Here is a 25,998-nt window from a genome sequence, read left to right as displayed (position 1 = left end):
TGTCGCGTGTGTGTTGTATGTACGACAATCATACAGCCGATTTGCTGAGTTCGGCCACACGCGATGCAGGCATCCGGCAGGGGGAATACGGCGGCAGGAAGGACAGGGCCGGCCGCTCAGCCGGCCAGGCGCACTTCGATGCGCTCGACCACCCGGTGCACGTCTTCGGGCGGCACCGGCGGGCTGAAGAAGTAGCCCTGGCCGATGTGGCAACCGTGGGCCAGCAGCCAGTTCATCTGCTCCCGGGTTTCCACGCCTTCGGCGACGACGCTCATCTTCAACGCATTTCCCATGACGACAATGGCCTGGGTCAGCTTTTCAGCATTCGCATCCTGCAACATGCTGCGGATGAAGGACTGGTCGATCTTGAGGCACTGGAGCGGCAACTGGCGCAGGTAACTCAAGGAGGAAAAACCGGTGCCGAAGTCGTCCAGCAAGGTGGCGATGCCGGCATCGTTCAGGGCCCGCAACACGTTCCGGGTCTCGTCGAGCTGGCGCATGAAACAGGATTCGGTCACTTCGATCTCCAGGGCCGCCGCTGGAACCTGGTATTCGTCCAGCAGGTCGGCCAGGTAGCCGGTCAGGTTCGGCGACAGGATATCGGCGATCGACAGGTTGATGGCGATCGGCAGCTTGGCCAGGCCCTGGCGGCGCCACTGGGCCTGTTCCGCGATGACGCTGCGCATGACCCAGCGATCGATCCGGATGATCTGGTCGCTGTTCTCGGCAATCGGGATGAAGGAGCCCGGACTATTCTGGCCGCGGGTCGGATGATTCCATCGGACCAGCGCTTCCAGCGCCCACCACTTTATGGCTGACCAGGTCTACCTTGGGCTGGAACACCAGCGAGAGCTGGTTGCGCTCCACCGCTTCGTCGAGGTCGCGTTCGAGCAGGTAATGGTCGCGCTGGTTGGCCGCCATCGCCAGTTCGAACACGACGCTGCGGCTGCGCCCGCGGGATTTGGCCTGGTACAGCGCCAGGTCCGCGTGCCGCAGCAGTTCGCTGAACGTACGGCCATGCCCGGGCGGGATTGCTATGCCGACCGAAATTCCCAGCCGGACTTGCTGCCCGCGGATGTCGAAGGGCATGGCGACCGCCTGGTGCAGGCGTTCGGCAAAGGTCAGGGCGGTGGCGGCGCTCGGGTGCGGAATCCGCAGCAACAGCATGAATTCGTCGCCGCCCAGGCGCGCCAGCAGGTCGAATTCCCGCATCACCGCCTTCAGTCTCAGGCTCAATTGCTGCAGCACCTGGTCGCCTGTTTCGTGGCCATAGGTGTCGTTGATCTTCTTGAAGTGGTCCAGGTCGAGCAGCATCAGCGCGGTATCGTATTGGCTGTCTTACAGGCGCCGCGACACTTCGTCTTCCATGGCCCGGCGGTTGTACAGCCCGGTGAGATGGTCGTGGTGGGCGCGCCAGTGCAGGGTCTCCTGCATTTTCCGGTTGACCTGCAGCTTGTTCACCTCGCACAACATCCGCAGCAGGTCCTGCAGTGCCTCGGCATCGGTATCCATCCAGGGGTCGGAATGGCCCAGCACGGACTCCTGCCACACGGCGAAGGACCGGCGCGGCTCCAGGCGCACGCGGCCATCGGGAAGCGCCACCATCTCCTTGGCGGGCTCTCCGCCCCAGCGCACCTGCTGCACGACTTCCTGCCGGGTCATGAAGCAAAAGATGATGTCCTCGTCATACCGCTGCGCCAGCAGCAGGCCCGCGGCTTCCGGCAGGAAGCGCAGTGCATGTTTTCCCGAGGCCAGCAGGTCGTCGCGCATGAATACCTGCGGCGTGAGGTTGCGCGGGTCCAGGCGCGTTCCGACCTCGTCGAGGATCTGGTGCGTGGCGCCCTGCCGCTTGCCCGGTCCCCCGACGAAGCCGAGCGTACCGATCCGCACCCCCATGCTGTTGGCATTGAATGCCGGCAACAACCTGGGCAACCAGAGTTCCAGCAGGTTCGGAATGCCGCCGTCCCGAATCGATGCGTGATGAAACTCGTTGAGCAAATGGTCCAGCTTCAGGCGGCGCTGTACCGTCTCCAGGCGGGACAGGGTCTCGATGCGCATGTTGACGATTTCCGCCAGCAACTTCGATAGCTGGCGCATGCCCTTCCCGAGTTGAAGCGGAGGCGTCCTGGGCCGATGGTGATGGCAGGCGACCAGGCCCCACAGCTTGCCGTCGAAGACGATCGACAAGGTCATGGTGGCGCGCACGCCCATGTTGCGAAGGTAGACCAGGTGTACCGGGGACAAGCCGCGCAAGATGCAGTGGCTCTGGTCGAGCAGCTCCCCGCTGGGTAGGACGGACGGAAACAGCGCATCCGTCGCGGCCTCGACATCCGCCAGCACGCGCAACTTGTTGCTCAGGTAGAGCCTGCGCGCCTGGCTGGGGACGTCGGACGCGGGAAAGCGCAATCCCAGGTATTTCTGCTGATGGCCCTTGCCGGTATGCTCGGCCACGATCTCACCGCAGCCGTCGGGAAGGAAGCGATAGATCATCACACGGTCGAAACCGCTGATTTCCTGGATCACCTTCACGCATTCGCGAAAGAAGGCCTTGAGTGCCTTGGCACGGCGCAGGCGGCCGATCACTTCGCCGAACTCGGCAAAGATCTGGTTCTGCCGCAGCAAGTCATCCGCGCAGGCAGTGACCGGCAGCCATTCGAGTACCGCCACCGTTCCGCTTCGGTGGCCGAGGCATTCCCATTGCGGCCCGGCCGCCCTGCCCTGCCGGCGGCGGGTGCGCTCGAAGCGCGGACGCCAGGGCAAGGCGACGAGATGCGTGGCGGGCAGCGATGCAATATCGGGGGCAGCGGCACCGGCGTCGACCCAGTCGGACAGCGGTTGCGAGAGGAGCGCGGCGGCATCCTGCAGCCCGGGCCAATGCCGTACGATGCCGTCGGAGACCTGGACGATGCAGCGGCTCGCCAGGTCCACCGCCATCGGGAAGCCGTAGGACTGTACGGTGCCCAGCAGATGGATCGGCTCCTGCGCACAGGATTGTTCCAGTTCCGCCGGAATGGTGTCGTCATGCACGCCCGGCCCCATGCTCTGCCGCCTCTTACATCGAAGACAACGGAACTAAGACCTGCGGCGAGGTCATTGGTTCCGGCGTGCTGCCCTTACTTGCGTTCGGATGCCGACTTGTCGCGGGTCACGCGGAACTCCGAATCGCGCGCCCAGTTCGGCCAGGCCGTCGAATTGGCCAGCTCGGCGCCGACGGCGTACAGCACTTCGAGGTCGCGCGCCATGCCGGTGAAGGTCCAGGCAGGGTCGAATGCATCCGATGGCTGGTGGTAGTTCTTCTCGGTGTAGGCCGCTTCGTCGGCCAGGCCCGCCTGCGTACCGCCCTCGACCCAGTCCTTGCCCGAGCCGAAGGAGATCGCCGGAACGCCGCGCTTGGCGAAGGGGAAGTGGTCGGAACGGAAGAAGTAGCCCGCTTCCGGCTTCGGATCCGGCGACAGGCGCATGTCCCAGCCCTTGGCCTTGGCCACCAGGCGGTCCAGCAGGTCGAGCTTGGCGCTACCCGAGATGTTGAAGTCGCGCGACGGGCCGCGCGGGCTGAGCGCGTCCATGTTGATCACGCCCACCGTCGAGGCCAGCGGGTACAGCGGGTTCGACGCGTAGTATTCGGAGCCGAGCAGGCCCTTCTCTTCCGCGGTGACCGCCAGGAACACGACGCTGCGCTGCGGCGCCGGCTGCTTGCCGTAGGCGCGCGCCAGTTCCAGCATCGCCGCGATGCCGGTCGCGTTGTCGATCGCGCCGTTATAGATCTTGTCGCCCTTGGCGTCGGGCTGGCCGATGCCGAGGTGGTCCCAGTGGCCGCTGTAGATCACGACCTGCTGCGGATGCTTGCTGCCTTCGCGGATCGCGACCACGTTCTTCGACTTGATGACCTGGGCGTCGGTCGCGTAGTCGGCCGACAGGCTGACGCCCTTGAGCTCGACCGGCTTGAAGGCGCGCGTCTGGGCCTGCTTCTTGAGCGCCTCGAAATCCAGGCCGGCCGACTTGAACATGGCGGCCGCGATGTCGCGCTGGATCCAGGCTTCCATCGGCGCGTGCGACTTGCGCGGTTCCTTGCGCACCACGTCGTACATCACGTTGGTATTCGAGTTCTGCACCGTCGGCCAGCCGTAGGAGGCCGGGGCGGTCTCGTGCACGATGATGGTGCCGAGCGCGCCGCGCCGCGCCATCTCTTCGTACTTGTAGGTCCAGCGGCCGTAATAGGTCATCGCCTTGCCGCCGAACTCGCCCTGCCCGGTCTCGAAGTCCGGATCGTTGATCAGGACCACCGCCAGCTTGCCCTTCAGGTCCATGCCCTTGAAATCGTCCCACTTGCGTTCCGGGGCAGTGACGCCGTAGCCGACGAAGACCAGCGGCGCGTTCTTGAACGAGACCTGTTGCAGGCCGCTCATCGAGGCGCGTACGGCCATGTCCGGCCCCTGTTTCAGTTCGCGGCTGGCGCCGCCTTCGGCGAGGGTCAGCTTGACCGGCCCCTTGATCTCGAAACGGCCGAGCGGCACGTCCTGGGTCCAGGCGCGCTTGCCCTTGACGAGGTCGCCGCCCGGCTGGAGGCCGGCAGCCTTGAATTGCTGGATCAGGTAATCGACGGTCTTGGTTTCGCCCGCGGTGTTGGGGCCGCGGCCTTCGAATTCGTCCGAAGACAGGACCTTCACGTCCTGCGCCAGGCGCTTGGGATCGAACTTCGGCGCTCCGGCCGCGTGCGCACCTGCCGCGGCAAGGCCCATCAGAACAAGCGTAAGGTGTTTCAAGGCAGTCTCCATAGTAGTAATGAACAGCATGATGACGGTAGCACAGGCGGCAAAATGCTTCAGCCCGGCACGCGCTCGAGCACGAATTCCGCGCGTGGCTTGTCGTGCCTGTCCAGGCGGTAGGTCAGCACGCTTCCATCCTGGCTGAGGCTGACGGTCCAGACATTGGTCTCGGCGCCGGGAACGAGCCTGGCGGTATAGGCATCGGCGCGGAAGGCCTGCGAGCGGGCCGACCCGCCCTCTTTCGCCAAACCGCCGTACATGGTCACCGCATCGGGCGTGCCGTCCGCGTGGCGATGATCGTGGCGCAGCTCCAGTCCCGCTGCCGGCCGGGTGAAGATCCAGGTACGCGAACGGTCCGTGCCGACCTGCACCGGCATGCGTACTTCGTTCGCCGAACACAGCACCTGGATGGAGATCTTCTTGCCGGCGAATTCGCTGTTGGGGTCGACCGCATACGACAGGCCGCCTTCGAAACGCTGGCCGCACATGCCCTGGAGCGTGGCCATGAACTGGTCGCGCATGTCGGTGGGCGCGGGCGCGGCGGCGCAGCCGGCAAGCAGGCCAGCGGCGGCGAAGCTGGTCAACAAGGATCGCATGGTGCTCCGTGAACGATTAACAAAACGCAAGAGTAGCACAGCAGCCCGGCAGCAAACACCGGCCCGGCGCTTCTGCCGAATGCGGTTCGCCGCCTCAAAGTTACGGTTCAGAACCCGGCAATGAATCGATATTGAACCGACAGAATCGATTCGCTCATCATGCCTTTTTCATGGGGGGCGCGACTGCATGGCCGCGCGCGGATGCGATAATGTCCGGCCCACCATTGCGGAGAATGCCATGCCCCACATTGCCGGTATCGACCACGTCCAGGTCGCCATCCCGCCCGGCGCCGACGAGCAGGCGCGCGCCTTCTATGGCGGCATCCTCGGCCTGCCTGAAATCCCCAAGCCGGCGTCGCTGAACGCTTCCGGCGGCCTGTGGTTCCAGACCGGCGCCAGCCAACTGCACATCGGCGGCCAGGCCGGCTTCATCGCCGCCAAGAAGGCGCACCCGGCCTTCGTCGTCGCGGATTTCGCGGCCTATTGCGCGCTGCTGCGCGAACGCGGCGTGGAGGTGCGCGAGGAGGTCCAGGTGAACGGCCGGCGCCGTGCGGGTATCGAGGATCCGTTCGGCAACCGGATCGAACTCATCGCAACTACCGTGGCGTGATACCCGACAGCCCATGAAGATGCGCAAAAAAACGATGTTGCCGTCGAAGATCTGCGTGCAGTGCGGCCTCCCCTTCAGTTGGCGCAAGAAGTGGGAACGCGATTGGGAGCAGGTGAAATATTGCTCCCAGCGTTGCCGGCGCACGGCCGCCGCGCCGACCCACGCGGAGCCGTCCGCAGCTTAGGCTATTCGAGGGATTGCACATTTGAAATAAATAATGATGTGCGTAAGTTTTTACGGTCCGCCCACCATTAGAATACATGCGTATGGGATACCGGATCGATACGCAGGTGAGCAGTTTCACCGACCTCTTGCTGGACGCCGTCTGCGTCGTCGACGCCGGCGGCAAGTTCGTGTTCGTCAGTGCCGCCGCCGAGCGCATCTTCGGTTACACCCAGCATGAAATGGTCGGCAAGGCGGTAGCCGACCTGGTGCTGCCCGAGGATCGCGAGCGCACCCTGGCGGCCGCCCGGGCCGTGATGGATGGCCGGTCCCATATCCACTTCGAGAACCGCTACCTGCGCAAGGACGGCAGCATCGTGCATGTCATGTGGTCGGCGCGCTGGTCGGAAGCCGACCAGGTACGGGTGGCGATTGCGCGCGACGTCACCGAACTGAAGCAGGCGCAGGCTGTGCAGGCCGCCCTGTATGCGCTGTCGGAAGCCGCCCACGTCAACGAAGACCTGGCCGGCCTGTTCCAGCGCAGTCACGAGATCATTGGCGGGCTGCTGCCCGCAGCCGGGTGTGCCGTGGTCCTGCGCGATGGGCCGGGCGAGAGCCTGCGCTTCGCCTACCGGGTCAGCGATATCGGACTCGAAACGCCGATGCGCCTGTTATGCGAAGCGGTGCTGTCCAGACAGGCGCCGATGCTGCTGGCGCCGTCGAGCGAGGCTGACGGAGCGCCGCCGGCGCCCGGCGTGTCGATGCTGGCGGTGCCTTTGCCAGCCGGCCAGAGCACGCTCGGCGTGCTGGTCCTGCACAGCGGGAACGACGGCCGGGCCTACGGCGCCCAGGAACGCAGCCTGCTGCTGTTCGTGGCCAACCAGCTTGCCGCCGCCATCCAGCGCAAGCAGCTGCAGGCGGGCATGCTCTTCATGGCGATGCACGACGAACTCACGCATCTGCCCAACCGGCGCCTGTTCCACGACCGCCTCGGCACGGCGCTGGCACGCGCCCAGCGCCAGCACACCAGGCTGGCCCTGTTGTTCATCGACCTGAACCGTTTCAAGCAAGTGAACGACCAGCATGGCCACCTGGCCGGCGACCGCTTGCTGCAGCAGGTGGCGCGCCGCATCGCCGCCTGCGTGCGCGATAGCGATACCCTCGCGCGCCTGGGCGGCGACGAGTTCGTGGCCTTGTTGGAGAACGTCAGCTCGCGCGAAGACGCGGCGCCGGTCGTCGACAAGATCCGCGAGGCGCTGTCCCAGGCTTTCGACCTGGGCGACGGACTCGTCCTGACGGCGTCCGCCAGCATCGGCGTGGCCCATTATCCCGAGCATGGCGACAGCATCCAGGAACTCATGTCGCGCGCAGACCAGGAGATGTACGGGGCCAAGCAGGCCCCGTCCGGCGCGCCGGCAACAGCGGCTACGCCGGACTGAACTCCCTTACCAGAAGATCACGCGGTCTTTCGGCTCCAGGTACATCTTGTCGCCCGGCTTGACCTCGAAGGCCTCGTAGAAGCCCGGGTGGTTGCGCAGGCTGCCGTTGACGCGGAATTCCGACGGCGAGTGCGGGTCGGTCTTGACCTGCGAGATCAGCGCCGCGTCGCGCGCCTTGCCCTTGCGTGCCTGCGACAGGCCCATGAACAGGCGCTGCTCGGCGGTGAAGCCGTCGATCACCGGGCCCGGCTTGCCTTTCAGGTAGATCTTGTAGGCGCGGCTGGCCATGATGGCGCCGGCATTGTCGGCGATGTTCTCGCCCAGGGTCAGCTCGCCGTTCAGGTTGTAGCCCGGCAGCGGGCTATAGCCGGCGTACTGGGCCACCAGCACCTTGCCGCGCGCCGCGAATTTCTCGGCGTCTTCCTTGGTCCACCAGTTACGCAGGTTGCCGTCGCCGTCGTACTGCGAACCCTTGTCGTCGAAGGCGTGGCTGATCTCGTGGCCGATCGAAATGCCGACCGAACCGTAGTTGACCGCCGGCTCGGCGTTGGCGTCGTACAGCGGATACTGCAGGCGCGCCGCCGGGAACACGACTTCGTTCAGGGTCGGGCTGTAATAAGCGTTGACGGTCTGCGGCGACATGCTCCACACCGTGCGGTCGACCGGCTTGCCGAGGCGGTTGACCATGTAGTCGTGGCCGAACTCGCGCGCGCGCAGCACGTTGCCCACCAGGTCGCCGCGCACGATCTTCAGCTTGGTGTAGTCGCGCCACTTGTCCGGGTAGCCGATCTTGACGTTGATCTTGGCCAGCTTGGCATGGGCCTGCTTCTTGGTCTCCGGCGACATCCATTCGAGCTGGTCGATGCCTTCGGCGAACGCGGTGATGAAGTTCTTCGCCATGTCCTGCACCTGCTGCTTGCGCTCGGCCGGGAAATGACGGGTGACGTATTCCTTGCCCACCACTTCGCTCAGGGTGCGGTTGACTTCGGCGATCGCGCGCTTCTCGAGCGGACGGTTTTCCTTGGAACCGGACAGCACGGCGCCGCGGAAGGCGAAGCTCTCGTCGACGAAGGCCTGCGACAGGTAGGGCGCGTAGGCGCTCAGCATGCGGAATTCGAAGTAGGACTTCCAGGTCTCGACCGGGGTCGCGGCGATCAGCTTGTCGAGGCCTTCCAGGTAGGACGGCTGGCTGACGATCACCGATTCGACCTTGCCGGCGCCGGTGCCCTTCAGGTAGGTGTCCCAGTCGAAGCCCGGGGCCAGGGCGCGCAGCTCGGCCAGGGTCTTCTTGTTGTAGCGCTTGACCGGATCGCGGTTCTCGACCTTGGTCCACTGGATGCGCGCGATTTCGGTTTCCAGCGCCAGGATCTGCTGCGCCTTGGCGGCGGCGTCCTGGTGGCCGGCCAGCGCCAGCATCTTCTCGATGTGGGCCTGGTACTTGGCGCGCGTGTCCTTCAGGCGCGCGTCGCTGTCCAGCAGGTAGTAGTCGCGGTCGGGCATGCCCAGGCCGGACTGCGAGATGCCGACCACGTAGCGGGTCGAATCCTTGTTGTCCTGGCCGACGCCCATGCCGATCGGGCCGCCGACGTCGATGCGCTCGAGGCGCGCCATCAGGGCCGCCATGCCGCGCTTGTCCTTCAGCGCCTGGATGCGGGCCAGTTCCGCCTTCAGCGGCGCCAGGCCGAGCTGGTCGCGGCGCGCCTGGTCGACGTAGCTGGTGTAGAGGTCACCGATCTTCTGGGCTTCCGAGCCGGCCTTGGCGTTCTTGTCGGCGGCGGATTCGGCGATGATGGCGCTGATCTGCTGCTCCACCTTTTCCTGGGCGATGTTGAAGGCGCCCCAGCTGGAACGGTCCGACGGAATGTCGACGTCCTTCAGCCAGGTTCCCTGGGTGTAGCGGAAGAAGTCGTCCTGCGCGCGCACGTTGCGGTCCATCGCCGCAACTTCGATGCCGGATACCGCGCCCGCCGCCGCCGCCGACGGCGCTGCGGTGTTGGCGGCGGTCCCGTCATGGGCGCCGGCCTGGGACGCTACTGCAAACAGCCCCGCGATCAAAGTGCTGCACAGGCTACGTTTCATCTCTCTCTCCAGATTGTTGGTGTTAGGAACCGAACGATCCTAATCCAACTGGAGGAGCAATGCCAAGGGCATTTTTGTATGCATGTTGTTTCAGAGCGCCTGTCAATACGGGCTTCCTGGCCGATCGCGCTACTTTCCGCGCACCACCTGCAGCTTCACTTTCCTGCCCTGGCGGTAGGTGTAGAGCGTCATCGCGGCGTCGCGCAGGTCGCCCTTGGGGTCGAAGGCGATGGTGCCGGTGACGCCTTCGTGCCGGAGCGCGGCCAGCGCCGGCAGGAAGCGGGCCGGCTCGGTGGATTGCGCCTTCTGCATGGCGCCGGCGAACACCATCACCGCATCGTAGGCATAGGGCGCATAGGTCTCGACCGGGCTGCCGTAGCGCCGGCGGAAGCGCTCGGTGAAGGCGGTGTAGGCCGCCTCCTGGGCGCCGCTGACGCCGCCCGCTACCGCGCAAAAGACCTTGTCGTCGCCCAGCGCATCGCCGGCCAGCAAGGGCAGCTTTTCCGAGCAGACGCCGTCGCCGGACACGAGTCTGGCCTGCACGCCCAGGGTCTTCATCTGCTTGAGCATGGGACCGGCCACCGCATCCATGCCGCCGTAGAAGATCACGTCCGGCTTGTGGGCGCGGACCTGGGTCAGGATGGCGCTGAAGTCGGTCGCCTTGTCGTGGGTGAACTGGCGGCTGACGATGGTCGCGCCGCCGCTGCTGCGCACCTGGCGCGCGAACTGGTCGGCCAGGCCCTGGCCGAAGGCGGTGCGGTCGTCGATCACCGCGATCCGCTTCGCCTTGAGGGTGCCGAGCGCATAGCGCGCCAGGGTGCGCCCGATCAACTCGTCGTTGGCCACCACCCGGAATGCGGTCTTGTAGCCCTGGCTGGTGTAGACCGGGGTGGTGGCGGCCGGCGAGATCTGCGGGATGCCGGCGCCGGCGTAGATCTTCGAGGCCGGCACGGTCGGCCCCGAGTTCAGGTGGCCGACCACGCCCGCGACGCGCGCATCGACCAGCTTCTGGGCCACCGCGGTTCCCGTCTTCGGGTCGCTGGCGTCGTCTTCGGCCTGCAGCACCCATTTGATCTTCTTGCCGCCGATGACGATGCCCTTGGCGTTCAGGTCGTCGATGGCCATGCGCGCGCCGTTCTCGATGTCCTTGCCCTGGTGGGCGCCGGGGCCGGACAGCGGCGAGGCGGTGCCGATCCTGACTTCGGTCTGGGCGCCGGCCGGCGCGGCCAGCAGGAGCGTGGAGACGAGGACGGACAAGGCAGGTGCAGGACGCATGGCAGGCTTTCTCGAATGGATGCGTCGATTGTACTGCCGTGCCCGCGCGGCACCAAGCGCGGGCACGGCGCTGGTGGGTGAAGGAGCTCAGAGCGCCTTAGTGCAGTACTTCGGGCGTGCGCTTGATGACCAGCGCTTCGAGGTACTCGGCCGGCACCACCAGCGAATTGTCGCCGGCGACGTTCCAGCGTTCGAGCAGTTCGGTCAGGTCCTGCTCCAGCGCCTGCCGGCCGCCCGGGTCGAGTGCGGCGAAGGCCTTGTGCACCGGCCCGTAGTAATCGCGGAACACCTGGATCATGTGCGCCGCCGAGGCATAGCGGAAGTTGAAGATCCTGGGCTGGGCGCGGATGCTGGCCGCCTCGCTGCCGAACAGCTGGCGCAGGTAGTCCTGCTTGCCCCACATCGCCGGCGACACCAGACCGGCCGGCGGCGGCACATGGCGGCCGACCGTCTTGAACAGCTGGCCGATGAAGCCTTCCGGCGTCCAGCTGGCCAGGCCGATGCGCCCGCCCCCGCGCACCACCCGCATCATTTCGCCGGCACAGCGGGCGTGGTCGGGGGCGAACATCACCCCGAAGGTCGAGAGCGCAACGTCGAAACTGCCGTCGTAGAAGGGCAGCGCCTCGGCGTCGGCCTCGCGGAACTCGACGTGCAAGCCTTCGGCGGCGGCGCGCGCCCGGCCTTTCTCGAGCAGCGCGGGCACGTAGTCGGTCGAGGTCACGTGGGCGAAGCGGCGCGCGGCGGCCAGCGTGGCATTGCCGTTGCCGGCCGCGATGTCGATGACGCGCTCGCCGGCGCGGATGTCGGCCGCTTCGGCGAGCGACTCGCCGACGATCTGCAGCGTCACCCCGATGATGGCAAAGTCGCCGCTGGCCCAGGTGGCCTGCTGGCGCTGCTTGATGGCCGCGTAGTCCGGCGTTGCGGCGGAGCCGGCATCGGGCGGCTGGCGCGGCGAGGGTGTGGAAGGTCTGGCTTGGCTCATGACAGGTCTCCTCGGAAATACCCGGCAACGGGTGCATGCCTGGACGCACAGGGAGAAGCAGGAAGCGGCAGCACCCTGCCGGCTCCTTCAGCTTATGCCGCCTGCGCCGGAAGTCCACCCCGGACGCGCGGGTTGGAGCGGGCGCGGCGGGCTGCGCACGACCGCTGGGCGTCGGTGCGCCGGGGTTCCGGAAGCGGCGATATACTGGGTTCATAGCCTGATCGACATGTGGGCAGGCCCGCATGCGGTCGCCGCTCCATGCCTTGTTTCCCGGCCGCTATTCCGGCGCGCCGCGGAAGACACTCATCATTCACTACTGACAGGGGGTAGCATGCCAACAACCTGGATTCTTTCGGCCAACGCCGGCCGTGCGCGCTTCTTTTCGGAGTCGGATCCGGCAGAGCCGCTGCAGGAAATCGAAGACATGGTCAGCTCCGCTGCGCAGCTGCGCACGGTGGATACGGAAACCGACCGGCTCGGCCCGACCGCGGCCGCCGGCAGCCGGCACGCCATCGGCGGCAACGAGGGGGCCGGCATGGCGCACAATGCCAAGGCCGGCGCACCCAACAAGCAGTACCAGCCGGCGCAGACGCCCGACCAGCACGCGGCCGACCTGTTCGCAAAGGACATTGCCACCTACCTGCTGAAAGCGCACAACGAAGGCCGCTATCAGCAGTTGACGATCTCGGCTTCGCCGGTTTTCCTGGGTGTCCTGCGCACCAAGCTGGACCCGCAAGTCCAGAAGCTGGTCAAGTCCGAGTTCAACAAGGACTATACGCACTCGAACGCGCAGCAGCTGCGCGAACAGCTGCACGCCCATCAGGCCAAGGCCGAGTAAGCCGGCACTGCCCGCCCGGGGCGACCGTACGCCAGCCGCGGCTGGCGTTTTTTCGTTCAGAGCGCGGCGGCGCGCGGCCGGCCCGGCTCCCGGGCGCAGATCTGGTTGCGCCCGCCCTGCTTGGCCGCGTACAGCAGCGCATCGGCGCGCAGGAACAGTTCGTTCTCGCTTCGGCATTCGGGATAGGACGCCACCCCGCCGCTGAAGGAAAAGTGGCGCAGGTCGCCGGGCCCGACCTCGAAGGGAATCGCGCCGAAGGCCAGGCGCATGGCGTCCAGGCGGCGCCGGCCCTCTTCCTGCGTGCAATTCCAGAACACCACGACGAATTCCTCGCCGCCGAAGCGGCTGAGCAGGTCGGACTCGCTCACGTGCGAGGCCAGGATCAGCGACAGGCGCTTGATGACGATGTCGCCGAAGTGGTGCCCCCAGGTGTCGTTGATGGTCTTGAACTTGTCAATGTCGAGCACGCCGAAGGCCAGCGGGCAGCCTTCCTGGGCGGCGCGCCGGATCAGGTCCTGCGTCTTCTTCTGCAGCCCGACCTTGTTGAGCAGGCCGGTGGCGCGGTCCTTGCCGATCAGGTCCTTGTTGGTGCGGATCTTGTTGGCGCGGCTGACCAGCTGGGCTTCCAGCAATCCATGTTCGCAATTCGCCAGCACGGCGTCGAAGCCGTCCGCCAGCGCGCGCCGCGTCAGGGCGGTGTCCGCGCGGCACTGCAGCAAGGCGATCTCGCGCACCGGGTCGGCTTCGATGTTCTTCTGCAGCACCCGGACGATGGCGTCGGTGCGCGCGTATTCGCTGTCGGTCACCAGCACCAGGTCGGGCTGCAGCTCCCTGACCCGCAGGTGCAGGGTGGTGGCATCGGGATGGCGGATCACTTCGACTCCGCGCGCCAGCAGCGCCGCATCGTCCAGTCCGGGCACCTCGCCGAGCACCACCATGCGCACCAGGTCGCCGCGCTTCTTCTGCACGAACAGCTTGAACAGCTTGTCGACGAACACGTCGTTGGGGATCGGCTTTTCGGCATACGCCAGGCAATGGCTGTCGACCAGGCGCTGCTGCAGCAGGAAACGGCTGCCCTGGCGCGCGCTCTGCAGGTAGACGTAGCTGTGGTCGCCCGGCAGGCGTTGCAGCAGTTCGCCCAGCATCAGGGTGCGGCGCCCGTCCGGCATGTCGGCCTGCATGTTGTGCAGGGCGTCGAGGTCGATCACATACAGGTTGTCGCCGCCGTCGCCGGCCACCACCTCGACGAAGCGCGAGACATCGTCGAAGAACAGGATGTCGAAGTCATACTTATGGGCGTGCAGGAGCAGTTCAGCCCGGTTGTCCTTGATGAAGAAGCTCTGCGATAGCAGCAGGACATGGTTCCTGTACAGCGGCACGGCGTGCGTCATGGTTCCTCGACTTCCTTGCTGATTGCCTGACGGCTGCACGGTGTCGGTGCGCCGCCCTCCCCTCGATTCCAATGTTATATTTATTGCAGGAATCTCATTGTGTCGCTGTCTGTTCCAAAAGGCAAACTCTTTGGGGGCATCCAAAGGTTTGATGTCGCACAAACCACAGTGCGCCTGAGCCCGACGCGCGCGCCGCCGACGCCCCTGTCGTGGAGCCGCGGCGGCCGGGCTGCTTGTTGCGCTTGCTTACAGCGGCGTGCTTTGCAGGCCCCGGCGGCGCTGCTATAGTGAGTGGACGCTCCCGACGGATGCGCCACCCGCACGCATGGCCGCGACGTCGCGGCCGTCGCCGATCACGCTACCGACCATGCCGACCCTGCCCTACCGGGCGCGCTGCGCCTTGCCCCTTCTGTTCTCCCTGGCCGCCTGGCCTGGCGTGGCGACAGCCGTGCCGGCGCCGGCCTACGGCGCCGAACAGCTGGCCACCCTGGTCAATGCCTACCGCCTGGCGCCGGGCAGCTGCATGGGACGTTCGGCCGCGCCGGCCCGTGCGCTGGCGCCGCATCCGGCGCTGGCCCGGGTGCGCATCGGACCGGCCACCTTCACCGAAGTGGCGCTGGAACAAGCCGGCTATGCCGCCGAACGTGCCGTCTCGGTGAGCGTCAACGGTCCCCAAACGCCGGCGGACGCACTGGCGGTGCTGCAACAAAAGTACTGCAGCACCTTGCTCGACACCCGCTTCTCCGCAATCGGCAGTTACCGCGAGGGCAACGAATGGACCGTGATCCTGGCGCGTCCGGCGCCACCCCTGCCCAGCGACAGCTACCCCGACTGGCACGATGCCGGCCAGGCCATCCTGGCCGGGGTGAACGCTGCGCGCGCCAGCGCGCGCAGCTGTGGCACCCAGCAGTTCGGGCCGGCCCCGCCGGTGAGCTGGAACCCGCAGCTGGGCGAGGCCGCGCTGGCCCACAGCCGCGACATGGCGGCGCGCCGCTACTTCAGCCACCGCGCCAGGGACGGCACCCAGCCGGCCGACCGGGCGACGCGGGCCGGCTACGCCTGGCAGCGCGTGGGCGAAAACATTGCCTTCGGCCAGAGCACCCCTGGCGAAGCCGTGGCCGGCTGGCTCGACAGCCCCGGCCACTGCGCCAACATCATGAACCCCGGCTTTACCGAGATGGGCGCCGCCTATGGCGTGAGCGCCGACAAGCGCAGCGGGATCGTGTACTGGACCCAGGTGTTCGGCCGGCCGCGCTGAGTTCCGGCGCCGTCGCCCTGCTGTCCCTCGTCTGTCCCGTTGGCGTCCGGCTGGCGGGCGCTTCGACAGCCTGGTTCGGCTAGACTGGCAGGCACCGGAAACCGCCCCAGGGAACCCATGCCACCGCATCTCGGCCTCGTCTGCATTACCGCTTCGAAAGACGTCCGCTACCGCACGGTCACGCGCAAGCGCCTGCTCGAGCACAGCCTCGACGCCCAGCGCAAGCTGCTCGAAGACCTGTACCGCGACAACATCCAGACCTTCGACAATGCCATGCGCTATTGCGAGGCCGAGGGTATCCGCCTGTACCGCCTGCCTTCCTCGATCTTTCCCTTCGCCGACGAAGACATCGGCCGCGAGGTGCTGGCGCGCTTCGCCGCCACGCTGGGACGCTCGGGCCGGCGTGCGCTCGATCGCGGCATGCGCCTGGTAATGCATCCGGACCAGTTCGTGGTCCTGAATTCCGATTCGGAAGGGGTGGTGGCGAACAGCGTCAAGATCCTGCAGATGCACGCCGACATCATGGACCTGCTGGAGCAGCCGCGCTCACCCTGGGCCCTGCTCGAGATCCATGGCGGCAAGGGACAACGCGCCGACGCGCTGGTCGAGCGCATCGGCCTGCTGCCCGATGCGATCCGCTGCCGCCTGGGGCTGGAGAACGACGAGTATGCCTATGGCGCCGAGGAGATCCACGAGATCTGCATGCGCGCCGGCGTGCCGATGGTGTTCGACGCCCACCACCACGTGGTGCACGCCAAGCTGTCGAGCTACGAGGACCCGAGCGTGGGCGCCATGCTGCGCAAGGCGCGCGAGACCTGGGCCGATCCGGCCCAGCAGCTGGTGCATATCTCGAACGGCCGCGAAGGCTTCAACGACCGCCAGCATTCGGACCTGATCGCGGTGATGCCCTCGTCCTACCTGGCCGCGCCCTACATCGAGATCGAGGCCAAGCTCAAGGAAGAAGCGATCCGCGGCTTGCGCGGCTGGTCGGCATCGGCGCAATGACGCGCCAACCTGTAAGAGGCCCACTATGAAACCCGCTTCGCAAGTCCGCCGCCGCAGCCTGCCCAGGCAGGCGCCATGGCTGATCGGTTCGCTGGTCCTGCTGGCGCTGGCGGTGCTGCCCGCGACCAGCCACGCGGTCGAAGAACCCGCCTACACGACGGTCCAGACCTTCCCTGCATTCGAGATCCGGCAGTATGCCGGCTATGCCGTCGCCGAAGTGGTGGTGCCGGGTCCCGCAAGCGATGCCGGCAACCAGGCCTTTCCCATCCTGGCGGGCTACATCTTCGGCAAGAACAAGGGCGAGCGCAGGTTCGCCATGACCGCTCCCGTGACCCAGGCTGCCGCGCCGGTCAGGCTGGAGATGACGGCGCCGGTCACGCAGCGCGCCAGCCCGGAGGGCTTCCTGGTCCAGTTCGTGCTGCCCGCGGGGGTCAGCATGGCGAATGCGCCGGAACCCCTGGATTCCCGCGTCGTGTTGCGCGACGTACCGGCCAGGCGGGTCGCGGTTCTTCGCTATTCCGGCTTCTGGTCGGCATCGAACTACGACAAGCACCTGGCCAAGCTCCAGGATGCCTTGCGCGCGGCCGGCATCGCCTGGAAAGGCGAGCCGGTGCTGTCGCGTTACAACGCGCCGATGACGCCCTGGTTCATGCGGCGCAACGAGATCTGGCTCTACCTCGATTGAGCATGACGATGGACAGTCTTCCCGAGGGTTTCCATGCGCTGGTGATCGGTTCGTCTGGTGCGATCGGCGCGGCCTTCGTCGACCTGCTCGGCAATGCGCCGCGCTGCGCCTCGGTGCGCGGCCTGCACCGGCAGTCCATGCCGCCGCTCGACTTCGCCGACGAGGCCAGCATTGCGCAGGCGGCGCGCGCCCTCGAGGACGGCCCGCGCTACCACCTGGTCATCAATGCAGCCGGAGTGCTGCACGGCCCTGGGTTCACGCCGGAAAAACGGCTGGCCGACCTGAATTACCCGCAGATGCTGGCGACCTTCCAGGCGAACGCCTTCGGCCCGGCCCTGCTCATGCGCCACTTCACGCCGCTGCTGGCGAACGAACGCGCGATCATGGCCATGCTGTCGGCCAAGGTCGGCAGCATCGGCGACAACCGGCTGGGCGGCTGGTACAGCTACCGGGCGTCCAAGGCGGCCCTGAACATGATGGTCAGGACCGCCGCCATCGAACTCGCCCGCAGCCGGAAGGAGGCCGTGCTGGTCGCGCTGCATCCGGGAACGGTCGCTTCGTCCCTGTCGCGCCCGTTCCGGGGCGACAGCATCGGACGGCCCGCGCGCGACGCCGCCGCCGACATGTTGCGGGTGCTCGATGCGCTGACGCCCGCCGACAGCGGCACGTTCAAGGCCTACGACGGCAGCGCGCTTCCCTGGTAGCCATCGTCGCCATGCCCGCGTTTTTCGAGCCAGGGCAGGACGATCGCCAGCAGCGCTTCGGGCGCCTCGATCGGCAGCATGTGGCCGCTGTCTTCGACGACGGCAAGCTCCGAACCGGGGATCCCGGCATGCAGCTCTTCGGATTCCTCGCGCGAACGCAGCCGGTCCTGTCCCGCCGCGACGATCAGGGTCGGGCAGCGGATCTCGTGCAGCCGGTCGATGTCGCCCGCGCGCACGATGGCCGACTGGCGCCGGAACACCTTGCCGCCGAGGCGCACGCCCATGGCGCGTACGCGCTCGACCAGCGCCTCGTTGCCGGCCTGCTTCGGGTGCAGCGAGGTGGCGATCGCGGTCTTGCTCAGGCCCGAGAACGCAACCGAGGCGGCGGCCTTGCCGACCGTGCCGCGGCTCTGGCGCAGCGAAGGCGTATCGGGGCGGGTGGAGGTGGCGATCAGCACCAGCGCGCGCACCCGCTCGGGCGCCAGGCGCGCGATCTCGCGGGCGACGTAGCCGCCCATCGAGAAACCGACCAGGATGAAGTGCGGCGGCGCATCGGCCAGCGCGCGGCCGGCCATCGCTTCGATGGAAGTATCGTGGCGCAGGTCGGCGTGCACCACGGGCCCGAACTTGCCGAGCGCCTCACGCACGTCGTCCCAGAGCGTTTCGTCGGCCATGTAGCCGGGTACGAGCAGGATGGACATCCTGCCATGATAGCAAAGGCCGGCAGGTACCCTGCGTCAGGTACCCTGCGTCAGGTATTGCGTGACTGCGCCTGCGACACGTTGCTGCCCGGCGGGACGCTCTGCGTCAACCAGACATTGCCGCCGATGGTCGAGCCGGCGCCCACCGTGATGCGGCCCAGCAGCGTGGCGCCGGCATAGATGACCACGTCGTCCTCGACGATCGGGTGGCGCGGCGCGCCCTTCACCAGGGCGCCGCTGGCATCCACCGGGAAGCGCTTGGCGCCCAGCGTCACCGCCTGGTACAGGCGTACGCGCTCGCCGATGATGGCGGTCTCGCCGATGACCACGCCGGTGCCGTGGTCGATGAAGAAGCTGCCGCCGATTTGCGCGGCCGGATGGATGTCGATGCCGGTGAGCGAATGGCCGATGTCGGCGATGAGGCGCGCCAGGAAAGGCACGCCGAGGCGGTGCAGGCAGTGCGCCAGGCGGTGATACAGGATGGCCAGGGTGCCGGGGTAGCACAGCATGATCTCGGCCACCGAACTGGCCGCCGGGTCGCCCGCCAGCGCGGCCTGCACGTCGGACACCAGCAGCGCACGCAGCGCCGGCAGGCTGGCGGCGAATTCGCGCGTGATCGCCTGCGCGCGCTCGGCCAGCCGGGCGTCGTCGGCTTCTTCGAACTGGGGCGAGAAGCGCAGGGCGCGCCGCACCTGCCCCACCAGCCGGTCGAGCGTCACGTTGAGGGTGTCGGCGACGAAGTAGTCGATGCTCTCGTCGTTGAGGTCAGGCCGCCCGTAATGGGTGGGAAACAGCGCCGCCGAGAGGCCGTCCACCACCTGGCCCAGCACCTCGCGCGAAGGCAGTTCGCGCACGCGGCCCTGGTGGCGGATGTTGTGGGTCGACTCGCGCGAGGTGCGTAGCGCGTCGATGATCGGGCCCAGGTGCCACTGCACCGAGCCGGAGGAGGTCGGGAAATCGCTGTTCATGCCCCCCAGCCTAAGCGCTTTTGCAGCGCCGGCGAACGATGTAGATCACAGATCGAAATGCAAAAACCATTGCGCCACATTGGTCATCGATACATTGAGCAACTTCATTACTCCTGGTTCACATTTTGCTCTATGTCAATGGACTGCGGTCTTCTCCAAGAGACCGTCGCCGACGAGGTGCAGCCCTGCCCCCTTCCGGGGCAGGCCGCGCCAGCATGGAAGTCCACCAGCCACCCGGGAGCAAACGTGTTCAAAGCCGTGTCCAGTGTCCGTGCCCAACTCCGCATCGCCTTTGCCTTCGTCATCCTCGTGTCCGCCATGGTGACCGCCGTCGCGGTCTGGCGCCTGCAGCTCATGTCCGGCGCAACCGAGGCGCTCACCCAGCGCCCGCTGATCAAGGAGCGCCTGAGCTCGCATTGGCTGCTCAACACCTCGGTGTCGGCCAAGCGCACCGCCGCGGTCGCCCGCTCGAGCGATCCGGAATTGGCCAAGGCCTTCGCGGCCGAAAGCACCGAATCGAGCCGGCGCACCAGCGTGCTGCAGGAACAGGTCGGCGCACTGCTCGACACGGCGGAAGAAAAGGCCTTGTTCGGCGCGATCGTCGAAGCGCGCAGCCAGTACATCGCCAGCCGCGACCGGGTGATGAAGCTGAAGACCGACGGCCAGGCGGCCGAGGCGACCGCGCTGTATGAGCGCGCTTTCCTGCCGGCCACCCAGCTTTACCTGGACAAGGTGTCGGCGCTGCAGGCGCTGCAGCACAAGGCGATCGACGCCGGCGCCGCGGCGGTGCTGGACGACGCCCGCGCCAGCACCGCCATGCTGGTCTCCCTGTGGCTGCTGAGCCTGGCCGGCAGCATCGCCGCCTCGATGCTGTTCGCGCACACGCTGTTCCGGTGCCTGGGCGGCGAGCCGGCCGAGGCGGCGCGCGTGGCCGAGGAGATCGCGGCCGGCAAGCTGAACGTGCGGATCGACCTGCGCGCGGGCGACCAATCGAGCCTGCTGCACGCCCTGCGGCACATGCGCGACAGCCTGGCCGGCATCGTCGGCCAGGTCCGCGAAGGCACCGCCACCATCGGCGCCTCGGTGGATGCGATGGCCAGCGAAGCGCAGGAACTGTCGCGCCGTACCGAAAGCCAGGCGGCGGCCCTGGAGCAGACCGCCTCCTCCATGAACGAACTGGCGCACGCGGTCCAGCACAGCGCCGCCAGCGCCGAAGAAGCGAACGGGCTCGCGGTCACCGCCTCGACCGTGGCGCAGCAGGGCGGCGCGATGGTGGGCCAGCTGGTCGACACCATGGGCGCCATCAACGCCTCGTCGGCGCGCATCGTCGACATCATCGGGGTCATCGACGGCATCGCCTTCCAGACCAATATCCTGGCCCTGAATGCGGCGGTGGAAGCCGCGCGCGCCGGCGAGCAGGGGCGCGGCTTCGCGGTGGTGGCCGGCGAGGTACGCAACCTGGCCCAGCGTTCGGCGGCCGCGGCGAAGGAAATCAAGGAGCTGATCGACGACTCGACGCAGCGCGTGTCGCAGGGCGCCGACCTGGCCGGCCGCGCCGGTACGACCATGACCGGCATCGTCGAGAGCATCGGCCGGGTGACCGCGATCATGGGCGAGATCGTCGATTCGAGCAAAGAACAGTCCAGCGGCATCCAGCAGGTGCACCGCGCGGTGGCGGACATGGACGGCGTCACCCAGCAGAACGCGACCCTGGTGGAAGAATCGGCTGCCGCCACCGAGTCGATGAAGGAGCAGGCCGTGCGCCTGGGCCAGCTGGTGGCGGTGTTCGAGCTGGCCGAGCGGCCGGCACGCGCCGCGGCAGCCAAGCCGGCGCCACGCCCGGCCTCCCGCGTGGCCGGGCCGCGCAAGGCGGAAGCGCCAACCGACGCCACGCGCGCCGCCAGGGCGGCTGCGCCCTCGGCCAAACGCACGCCGGCGGCAGAGCCGGCCGGGCCCGCCAAACCCGTCGGCCGCCCTGCCCCGTCCGGTGCGACCCAGCGCAAGGCCGCGGAAGCGGAGTGGGAAGAGTTCTGAGATTGCCGGCCGGGCGATTCTGAAGCACCATAGCAATATCTTTATTGACGATCGAGTCCCGCATGAACCTGCCTTCCCACCAGCTGTCGATGACGGTCCTGATGACCCCGGACACGGCCAACTTTTCCGGTAACGTCCACGGCGGCACCATCCTGAAGCTGCTCGACCAGGTGGCCTATGCCTGCGCCAGCCGCTATGCCGGCCGCTACGTGGTGACGATGAGCGTCGACCAGGTGACTTTCCGCCAGCCGATCCACGTCGGCGAGCTGGTGACCTTCCTGGCCTCGGTGAACTATGCCGGACGCAGCTCGATGGAGATCGGCATCAAGGTGATCGCCGAGGACATCCGCTCGCAGGCGGTGCGCCACGTGAACAGCTGCTTCTTCACGATGGTGGCCGTGGACGACGGGCGCAAGCCGGTCGCGGTGCCGCCCCTGCAGCCATCGACGCCGGACGAACAGCGCCGCTTCGAGGAAGCCAAGGCGCGCAAGGCCGCCCGCCTGGAACTCGAACGCCGCTACGCCGAACGCGCCGCCGCGCGCGCCTGAACCGCCCCGGCCAAGCCTGCCGTGCGTCGGTGCACGCCGGGCTTGGCTACCATTGAAGCTCGACCATTCCCGGACACCCATATGAAAACTGCCTTGCTTGCACCGCTGATCGCGGCCCTGTTGCTCTCGTCCGCGCCCGCCGTCCGCGCCGCCGACCAGCCGGCAGGCGCCGCCGCCCCCCTCGCCACCATCCCCGCACTCGACGCGAAGCGCTACATGGGCACCTGGTACGAGATCGCAAAATTTCCGAATTCCTTCCAGAAGAAGTGCACCGGCTTCACCACCGCCACCTACAGCCTGCGCGAGGACGGCCGGGTCGACGTGGTCAACCGCTGCCGGCGCGCCGATGGCGGCACCGAGGTCGCCGAAGCCGTGGCGCGCCAGCTGGGCGGCCCCAGCTCACCGAAGCTGGAGGTGCGCTTCGCGCCGGCCTTCCTGTCCTGGCTGCCGATGGTCTGGGGCGACTACTGGGTGATCGACCTCGACCCGGACTACCAGCTGTCCGCGGTCAGCGAGCCCAAGCGGGAATACCTGTGGATCCTGTCGCGCACGCCGAAGGTCGAGCCGGCCGCGTACGAGGCCCTGCTGGGGCGCCTGGCCGCCAAGGGACTGGACATGAGCCGCCTGGTGCCGACCACACAGGCACAGTAAGGCCGGACGCGGAGATTTCGCAGAAGCACTACCGCCGCGGAAACGCTTGTGCTAGAATGCGAGCCCTTGGCCTGGTAGCTCAGTTGGTAGAGCAGAGGATTGAAAATCCTTGTGTCGGTGGTTCGATTCCGCCCCGGGCCACCAAGAACATACCTCACGAAACGCCAACCCTCACCGGTTGGCGTTTTTGTTTGTCGGACGAAAAGTCCTTGTGTCCGGTCGATTTCCGGTAGCCATCTCGACAACCAAGAGTTTCTCTTAAAGCCTTAATTTGGCCTGCGAACAGTAACTACCTTTAGTTTGTCGCCTCGGACGCATCCCAATCCGCCAGCCGCGCTTCGCCGGTCTGGTAGAACTGTTTTACTAATTTCACATACTCCAGAAAATCCGGGTTCTCGGTGGCCAACCGGTTGGCCATGTCCCAATCGATTTCGTCCCTTTCGCGGGCTGGAATCAAGACCTGACTTTCTGCTGGATTGTCGGCATCCAGTTTGATCAAGCCGATCCCGTGGGCAGCGAACAGCATTCGCAGTTCCTTGAGCGTGTCCTGGCCCTCGATCTCGGCAGCCACAAGATATCCGAAATTCGACCATGATGAGTTTGAAACAGACTGAAAGAAGCACTCACGGACGTTCGACCGGTTGATCAATAGCTTGACCTCGAACGACCACAACTTGGTGCGCTTGTCTGAATACTGATTTACGCAGTCCTTGATCTCTTGGTGCCAGTCGGCGCCCAGGTCCTCCATACCAACCAGGTCCGGATAGAGCCAACGGTTGCCATTGGGTCCACGTTTATTTGACGAACGTTTCTCATCGATGCGCTTTGAGTACACTCCAAACTCGGCCCACAGATAGGCGCTCAGCAACGGATACAGACCATGTTCCCCGATCTTTGCATCCTCTTTTCCGACCGGAGCAGCGACGCCGACGTTTTCCGCTGCTGCGACCTCAGCGCTGTCGGATTTCTCCGAGACGTAGTATTTGCGGGGGCGGCCTTCGGTAGTCTTGAGACGGGGATGCTTCTTCTGCAAGCGCGGGCGCTGTGAGCCAATTTCCGCCACCAACTGCTGCAGAAGGTCCGCGTCCGTCTCCAGCGCCTGGCTGCTGGCCTTCTTGGCGCTACACTCGTCCGGAAAGGTCGCGACAAGCCACTCGGCAATTTGTCGAGCGGAGAATTTCTCTTCAGGATGCGCGGTCAAGAAGTCGACGACCGCCTTGCCAAGGTTAAGAGCCATAGTGTTGTTCCTTTGGGTTCACTCGGCCATGGCCTTCAGCAACGCGTCTCGGGCGTCGGAGTAGAACTGGATGTCAATCTTGGTCGCCATGTCATCGGACAAGTCGACCAACTGGCGCCGACACGCCACCGGCATGAGTAATGAGGTCGCGCCTTTCTCAACGGCGATCTCAGCGATCGTGACCGCGTTGTGGACTGGTTCGATTGAGCCGCCGAGGTTGATCTCGCCAACGATGATCAAGCCGCCGCGAACGCTTCGCTTCAAGAGCGACGTGCATAAGGCCACCAACGAGGCCACGCCCAGCTTCGCGCCGGACTTGGCAGCGTCAAACGCCCGAAGCTGCACAGTAAACTCGTGCTGTCTGGGATCTTTGTCACCAACCAACTGCGTGGATCTGGCGTACAGATTCTGCTCGGCGAAGCCAATGCTCTCGCGGAACGCTGGAGGAATGGGTTTGTTGAGCACCTTCAAGCCATTCCCCGGGCCTTCATTGACCTCAATGCGGTAAAGCCCCGAGTTTTCTTCGCCACCACCTGGGCTAATAGACCACACCTGACCTGGCTCTAGCGGATCGCCGCCGATGCTATTTTCGCTTTGCAGCTCCGGCGTAGAAACGAACTTCTCGACCCCGTCCGCGCCCATGATGTAGCTGAAGTGAGTGTTCCTAAACTCTGCGGCACCAACTCTCTTCTGTTGCTCTTTGACTCGGCGCCGAACTTCCATGGCGATGCGAACCGCCCACTCCAGGTCTTCGTCCGGCACAGCGGCATCCGAGCTGGGATAGAGCAGCTTGAGCAAACCGCTGACTGTCTTGTTAATCGCATTCGTATCGCGGCCAGACAAGGCACCGCCAAAGAACACGCGGTTTTGCAATTCGCTCACGCGGCTCTGATTGCGGAGCTGGCTCCAGCACTCGGACAGGAAGTCGCTGACTAGGCCGAAGTGGTTGGTGACCAAGTCCTTGTTGATCTTGGGCACGTCCCAACCCGGCAGGAATGCGTGGATGCGGTCCATGAAGGCGGTGTCGTCCCGCATTTCTGGCGGCATCGGCCCAAAGAGGTGGCCGATGCGCTGCTGGTGCTCTACATCGACGTCGAAATTGCCTACCATCACGATGCTGCCATCGGCGCGAATGCTCTCTTTGCCTCGACTGAATTCACCGGACTCCATGTAGCCTTTCATGATGTTCACGCCATCCTTCTGGTCGAAGGAGATGCCCGACACCTCATCGAAGCAGACCACGTCGTATTGGCAAACCAAGCCCCTACGACCTCTGGCCGTGTTTTCCACGAACATCTTGGCAACGGTAGCTTTTCCGCCTGATACAAGGTGAGCGTAGGGCGAGACCTGCTGGAACAGATGGCTCTTACCGGTGCCGCGAGGCCCGAGTTCAACCAGGTTGTAGTTGCGCTCGACGAACGGCACCATGCGCAGTAGCAGCGCATTCTTCTGCCGCTCGTTCAAACCAGCGGGTTCAATCCCAATGGACCGGAGCAGAAACGACTTCCACTCCTCGCTCGTGAATTCGGCGCGCGCCTTGGACAGTGTCTCCAGCACGTCGCGTTTCGATAGCTGAATCTCCCGCAGGGAGGTGATCCCAAACGGACGCCCCTTGGCTTCCTGCGCGATTGCCACATCAAACGTCACGCCCAGCTCGGCATAGAAGCCTCCCGTCAGCATGCGTTCGTGTTGGTTCACCAGCTCGCTGCTGATCCGCACATCCGTCAGCCGCAGGCTCGGCAAACTTGCAACGTACTCGCCCTTGTTGTCGACACGCGCCGTCACGAGGTCAATGATCTTTACCTCGCCAGTCTCCAGAGCCTTTGCCTTGAACAGTTCCTCCTCGCCGGCCCGCACCGTGCGGGACTTGAGCTGGCGTTGAACAATCTCTAGCCCTTCGTCAATTTCTTCCTGATCCGTGCTGGCGCAATACCTCCCGAGCATGAACTCGACCACGTATGTGGGTACCGGAAATTGCCGACTAAAGGTGCGGACCAAGTCTTTCCGGACCAGATACCCGTCGAGTACCGAGGCGGCTTTCTTGTCTATCTGATCCAATTCAATCATTC

23 protein-coding genes, 1 tRNA gene and 1 pseudogene are annotated in these 25,998 nt (G+C 65.9%); 12 read left to right on the top strand and 13 right to left on the bottom strand.

Going from position 1 to position 25,998, the window contains the following annotated elements:
- Positions 1-116 precede the first annotated feature (116 nt).
- The 5 genes and pseudogenes from AB3347_RS22435 to AB3347_RS22415 all read right to left on the bottom strand — a co-directional run bounded on the left by AB3347_RS22435 (position 117) and on the right by AB3347_RS22415 (position 5,362).
- A complete protein-coding gene (locus AB3347_RS22435; protein WP_369093964.1) occupies positions 117-788 on the bottom strand; it encodes an EAL domain-containing protein in 672 nt (223 codons plus the stop codon).
- Positions 751-1,320: pseudogene (locus tag AB3347_RS22430) on the bottom strand (diguanylate cyclase); the annotation flags it as partial. The gene AB3347_RS22435 and the pseudogene AB3347_RS22430, both read right to left, overlap by 38 nt.
- Positions 1,321-1,338: 18 nt before the next feature.
- A complete protein-coding gene (locus AB3347_RS22425; RefSeq protein ID WP_369093933.1) occupies positions 1,339-3,027 on the bottom strand; it encodes a GAF domain-containing protein in 1,689 nt (562 codons plus the stop codon).
- A gap of 86 nt (positions 3,028-3,113) precedes the next feature.
- On the bottom strand, positions 3,114-4,763 hold the full coding sequence (locus tag AB3347_RS22420; RefSeq protein WP_369093932.1) for a M28 family metallopeptidase: 1,650 nt from the start codon (positions 4,761-4,763) through the stop codon (positions 3,114-3,116).
- A gap of 59 nt (positions 4,764-4,822) precedes the next feature.
- Entirely contained in the window at positions 4,823-5,362 is a 540-nt protein-coding gene (locus tag AB3347_RS22415; protein ID WP_369093931.1) for a hypothetical protein, read from the bottom strand.
- Positions 5,363-5,600: 238 nt separating this feature from the next.
- On the opposite strand from AB3347_RS22415, the gene AB3347_RS22410 reads away from it, so the two are divergent.
- The 3 genes from AB3347_RS22410 to AB3347_RS22400 all read left to right on the top strand — a co-directional run bounded on the left by AB3347_RS22410 (position 5,601) and on the right by AB3347_RS22400 (position 7,573).
- Positions 5,601-5,972 (top strand): VOC family protein, encoded by a 372-nt coding sequence (locus AB3347_RS22410; protein ID WP_369093930.1) that lies wholly within the window; start codon positions 5,601-5,603, stop codon positions 5,970-5,972.
- Positions 5,973-5,985: 13 nt separating this feature from the next.
- Complete coding sequence (locus AB3347_RS22405) at positions 5,986-6,156, top strand: DUF2256 domain-containing protein (protein WP_369093929.1); 171 nt, start codon at positions 5,986-5,988, stop codon at positions 6,154-6,156.
- A gap of 106 nt (positions 6,157-6,262) precedes the next feature.
- On the top strand, positions 6,263-7,573 hold the full coding sequence (locus tag AB3347_RS22400) for a diguanylate cyclase (protein WP_369093928.1): 1,311 nt from the start codon (positions 6,263-6,265) through the stop codon (positions 7,571-7,573).
- Between the two features lie 6 nt (positions 7,574-7,579).
- On the opposite strand, the gene AB3347_RS22395 is transcribed toward AB3347_RS22400, so the two are convergent.
- From AB3347_RS22395 to AB3347_RS22385, 3 genes are all read right to left on the bottom strand, one after another.
- Positions 7,580-9,652 carry a M13 family metallopeptidase gene (locus tag AB3347_RS22395; RefSeq protein WP_369093927.1) on the bottom strand — a complete coding sequence of 691 codons (2,073 nt, stop codon included), beginning with the start codon at positions 9,650-9,652 and terminating at the stop codon, positions 7,580-7,582.
- Between the two features lie 129 nt (positions 9,653-9,781).
- Positions 9,782-10,927 (bottom strand): branched-chain amino acid ABC transporter substrate-binding protein, encoded by a 1,146-nt coding sequence (locus tag AB3347_RS22390; RefSeq protein WP_369093926.1) that lies wholly within the window; start codon positions 10,925-10,927, stop codon positions 9,782-9,784.
- A 97-nt stretch (positions 10,928-11,024) separates the two neighbouring features.
- A complete protein-coding gene (locus AB3347_RS22385; RefSeq protein ID WP_369093925.1) occupies positions 11,025-11,909 on the bottom strand; it encodes a class I SAM-dependent methyltransferase in 885 nt (294 codons plus the stop codon).
- A 331-nt stretch (positions 11,910-12,240) separates the two neighbouring features.
- On the opposite strand from AB3347_RS22385, the gene AB3347_RS22380 reads away from it, so the two are divergent.
- Entirely contained in the window at positions 12,241-12,747 is a 507-nt protein-coding gene (locus AB3347_RS22380; protein ID WP_369093924.1) for a host attachment protein, read from the top strand.
- Between the two features lie 56 nt (positions 12,748-12,803).
- On the opposite strand, the gene AB3347_RS22375 is transcribed toward AB3347_RS22380, so the two are convergent.
- Positions 12,804-14,138, bottom strand: coding sequence for a diguanylate cyclase (locus AB3347_RS22375; RefSeq protein ID WP_369093923.1), 1,335 nt, complete (start codon positions 14,136-14,138; stop codon positions 12,804-12,806).
- Positions 14,139-14,463: 325 nt separating this feature from the next.
- Between AB3347_RS22375 and AB3347_RS22370 the strand changes: the two genes are divergently transcribed.
- From AB3347_RS22370 to AB3347_RS22355, 4 genes are all read left to right on the top strand, one after another.
- The gene (locus AB3347_RS22370; protein WP_369093922.1) at positions 14,464-15,396 is read left to right on the top strand and encodes a CAP domain-containing protein; all 933 of its coding nucleotides are present in this window, start codon (positions 14,464-14,466) and stop codon (positions 15,394-15,396) included.
- 117 nt (positions 15,397-15,513) lie between these two features.
- On the top strand, positions 15,514-16,401 hold the full coding sequence (locus tag AB3347_RS22365; protein ID WP_369093921.1) for a UV damage endonuclease UvsE: 888 nt from the start codon (positions 15,514-15,516) through the stop codon (positions 16,399-16,401).
- 25 nt (positions 16,402-16,426) lie between these two features.
- Positions 16,427-17,086 carry a heme-binding protein gene (locus AB3347_RS22360; RefSeq protein WP_369093920.1) on the top strand — a complete coding sequence of 220 codons (660 nt, stop codon included), beginning with the start codon at positions 16,427-16,429 and terminating at the stop codon, positions 17,084-17,086.
- A gap of 8 nt (positions 17,087-17,094) precedes the next feature.
- Positions 17,095-17,790: an SDR family oxidoreductase gene (locus tag AB3347_RS22355; RefSeq protein WP_369093963.1), complete on the top strand. Its 696-nt coding sequence runs from the start codon at positions 17,095-17,097 to the stop codon at positions 17,788-17,790.
- Here AB3347_RS22355 and AB3347_RS22350 read toward each other — a convergent pair.
- Together AB3347_RS22350 and epsC are read right to left on the bottom strand one after the other, a co-directional pair.
- Positions 17,763-18,491: an alpha/beta fold hydrolase gene (locus tag AB3347_RS22350; RefSeq protein ID WP_369093919.1), complete on the bottom strand. Its 729-nt coding sequence runs from the start codon at positions 18,489-18,491 to the stop codon at positions 17,763-17,765. The two genes, AB3347_RS22355 and AB3347_RS22350, sit on opposite strands and share 28 nt — an antisense overlap.
- Positions 18,492-18,541: 50 nt before the next feature.
- Positions 18,542-19,459, bottom strand: a complete 918-nt coding sequence (gene epsC / locus AB3347_RS22345; RefSeq protein WP_369093918.1) for a serine O-acetyltransferase EpsC — start codon at positions 19,457-19,459, stop codon at positions 18,542-18,544.
- Between the two features lie 246 nt (positions 19,460-19,705).
- Between epsC and AB3347_RS22340 the strand changes: the two genes are divergently transcribed.
- The 4 genes from AB3347_RS22340 (at position 19,706) to AB3347_RS22325 (ending at position 22,836) form a co-directional block, all read left to right on the top strand.
- Positions 19,706-21,493 carry a methyl-accepting chemotaxis protein gene (locus tag AB3347_RS22340; RefSeq protein ID WP_369093917.1) on the top strand — a complete coding sequence of 596 codons (1,788 nt, stop codon included), beginning with the start codon at positions 19,706-19,708 and terminating at the stop codon, positions 21,491-21,493.
- Positions 21,494-21,555: 62 nt separating this feature from the next.
- Complete coding sequence (locus AB3347_RS22335; protein ID WP_369093916.1) at positions 21,556-22,041, top strand: acyl-CoA thioesterase; 486 nt, start codon at positions 21,556-21,558, stop codon at positions 22,039-22,041.
- Positions 22,042-22,122: 81 nt separating this feature from the next.
- Positions 22,123-22,692 (top strand): lipocalin family protein, encoded by a 570-nt coding sequence (locus AB3347_RS22330; RefSeq protein WP_369093915.1) that lies wholly within the window; start codon positions 22,123-22,125, stop codon positions 22,690-22,692.
- Positions 22,693-22,760: 68 nt separating this feature from the next.
- Positions 22,761-22,836: transfer RNA gene (locus tag AB3347_RS22325), tRNA-Phe, on the top strand.
- Positions 22,837-22,987: 151 nt separating this feature from the next.
- Here AB3347_RS22325 and AB3347_RS22320 read toward each other — a convergent pair.
- Both AB3347_RS22320 and brxL read right to left on the bottom strand, forming a co-directional pair.
- Positions 22,988-23,929, bottom strand: coding sequence for a COG2958 family protein (locus AB3347_RS22320; RefSeq protein WP_369093914.1), 942 nt, complete (start codon positions 23,927-23,929; stop codon positions 22,988-22,990).
- Positions 23,930-23,947: 18 nt separating this feature from the next.
- Positions 23,948-25,996, bottom strand: a complete 2,049-nt coding sequence (gene brxL, locus AB3347_RS22315) for a BREX system Lon protease-like protein BrxL (RefSeq protein ID WP_023113964.1) — start codon at positions 25,994-25,996, stop codon at positions 23,948-23,950.
- Positions 25,997-25,998 lie beyond the last annotated feature (2 nt).

The sequence above is a fragment of the Massilia sp. X63 genome, from assembly GCF_041023745.1.
Taxonomy (GTDB): domain Bacteria; phylum Pseudomonadota; class Gammaproteobacteria; order Burkholderiales; family Burkholderiaceae_D; genus Telluria.
Note: the sequence above shows the minus strand (reverse complement) of the source record. Positions and strands in the feature narration are given on the sequence as shown.

What these genes read in the sequence shown, in the direction of transcription:
- AB3347_RS22365 (WP_369093921.1), top strand. Translation starts at nt 15,514, where the DNA reads ATGCCACCGCATCTCGGCCTCGTCTGCATTACCGCTTCGAAAGACGTC.
- brxL (WP_023113964.1), bottom strand. Translation starts at nt 25,996, where the DNA reads ATGATTGAATTGGATCAGATAGACAAGAAAGCCGCCTCGGTACTCGAC.
- AB3347_RS22395 (WP_369093927.1), bottom strand. Translation starts at nt 9,652, where the DNA reads ATGAAACGTAGCCTGTGCAGCACTTTGATCGCGGGGCTGTTTGCAGTA.
- AB3347_RS22370 (WP_369093922.1), top strand. Translation starts at nt 14,464, where the DNA reads ATGGCCGCGACGTCGCGGCCGTCGCCGATCACGCTACCGACCATGCCG.
- AB3347_RS22335 (WP_369093916.1), top strand. Translation starts at nt 21,556, where the DNA reads ATGAACCTGCCTTCCCACCAGCTGTCGATGACGGTCCTGATGACCCCG.
- AB3347_RS22380 (WP_369093924.1), top strand. Translation starts at nt 12,241, where the DNA reads ATGCCAACAACCTGGATTCTTTCGGCCAACGCCGGCCGTGCGCGCTTC.
- AB3347_RS22320 (WP_369093914.1), bottom strand. Translation starts at nt 23,929, where the DNA reads ATGGCTCTTAACCTTGGCAAGGCGGTCGTCGACTTCTTGACCGCGCAT.
- AB3347_RS22350 (WP_369093919.1), bottom strand. Translation starts at nt 18,491, where the DNA reads ATGTCCATCCTGCTCGTACCCGGCTACATGGCCGACGAAACGCTCTGG.
- AB3347_RS22385 (WP_369093925.1), bottom strand. Translation starts at nt 11,909, where the DNA reads ATGAGCCAAGCCAGACCTTCCACACCCTCGCCGCGCCAGCCGCCCGAT.
- AB3347_RS22360 (WP_369093920.1), top strand. Translation starts at nt 16,427, where the DNA reads ATGAAACCCGCTTCGCAAGTCCGCCGCCGCAGCCTGCCCAGGCAGGCG.
- AB3347_RS22330 (WP_369093915.1), top strand. Translation starts at nt 22,123, where the DNA reads ATGAAAACTGCCTTGCTTGCACCGCTGATCGCGGCCCTGTTGCTCTCG.
- AB3347_RS22405 (WP_369093929.1), top strand. Translation starts at nt 5,986, where the DNA reads ATGAAGATGCGCAAAAAAACGATGTTGCCGTCGAAGATCTGCGTGCAG.
- AB3347_RS22415 (WP_369093931.1), bottom strand. Translation starts at nt 5,362, where the DNA reads ATGCGATCCTTGTTGACCAGCTTCGCCGCCGCTGGCCTGCTTGCCGGC.
- epsC (WP_369093918.1), bottom strand. Translation starts at nt 19,459, where the DNA reads ATGAACAGCGATTTCCCGACCTCCTCCGGCTCGGTGCAGTGGCACCTG.
- AB3347_RS22355 (WP_369093963.1), top strand. Translation starts at nt 17,095, where the DNA reads ATGGACAGTCTTCCCGAGGGTTTCCATGCGCTGGTGATCGGTTCGTCT.
- AB3347_RS22390 (WP_369093926.1), bottom strand. Translation starts at nt 10,927, where the DNA reads ATGCGTCCTGCACCTGCCTTGTCCGTCCTCGTCTCCACGCTCCTGCTG.
- AB3347_RS22410 (WP_369093930.1), top strand. Translation starts at nt 5,601, where the DNA reads ATGCCCCACATTGCCGGTATCGACCACGTCCAGGTCGCCATCCCGCCC.
- AB3347_RS22375 (WP_369093923.1), bottom strand. Translation starts at nt 14,138, where the DNA reads ATGACGCACGCCGTGCCGCTGTACAGGAACCATGTCCTGCTGCTATCG.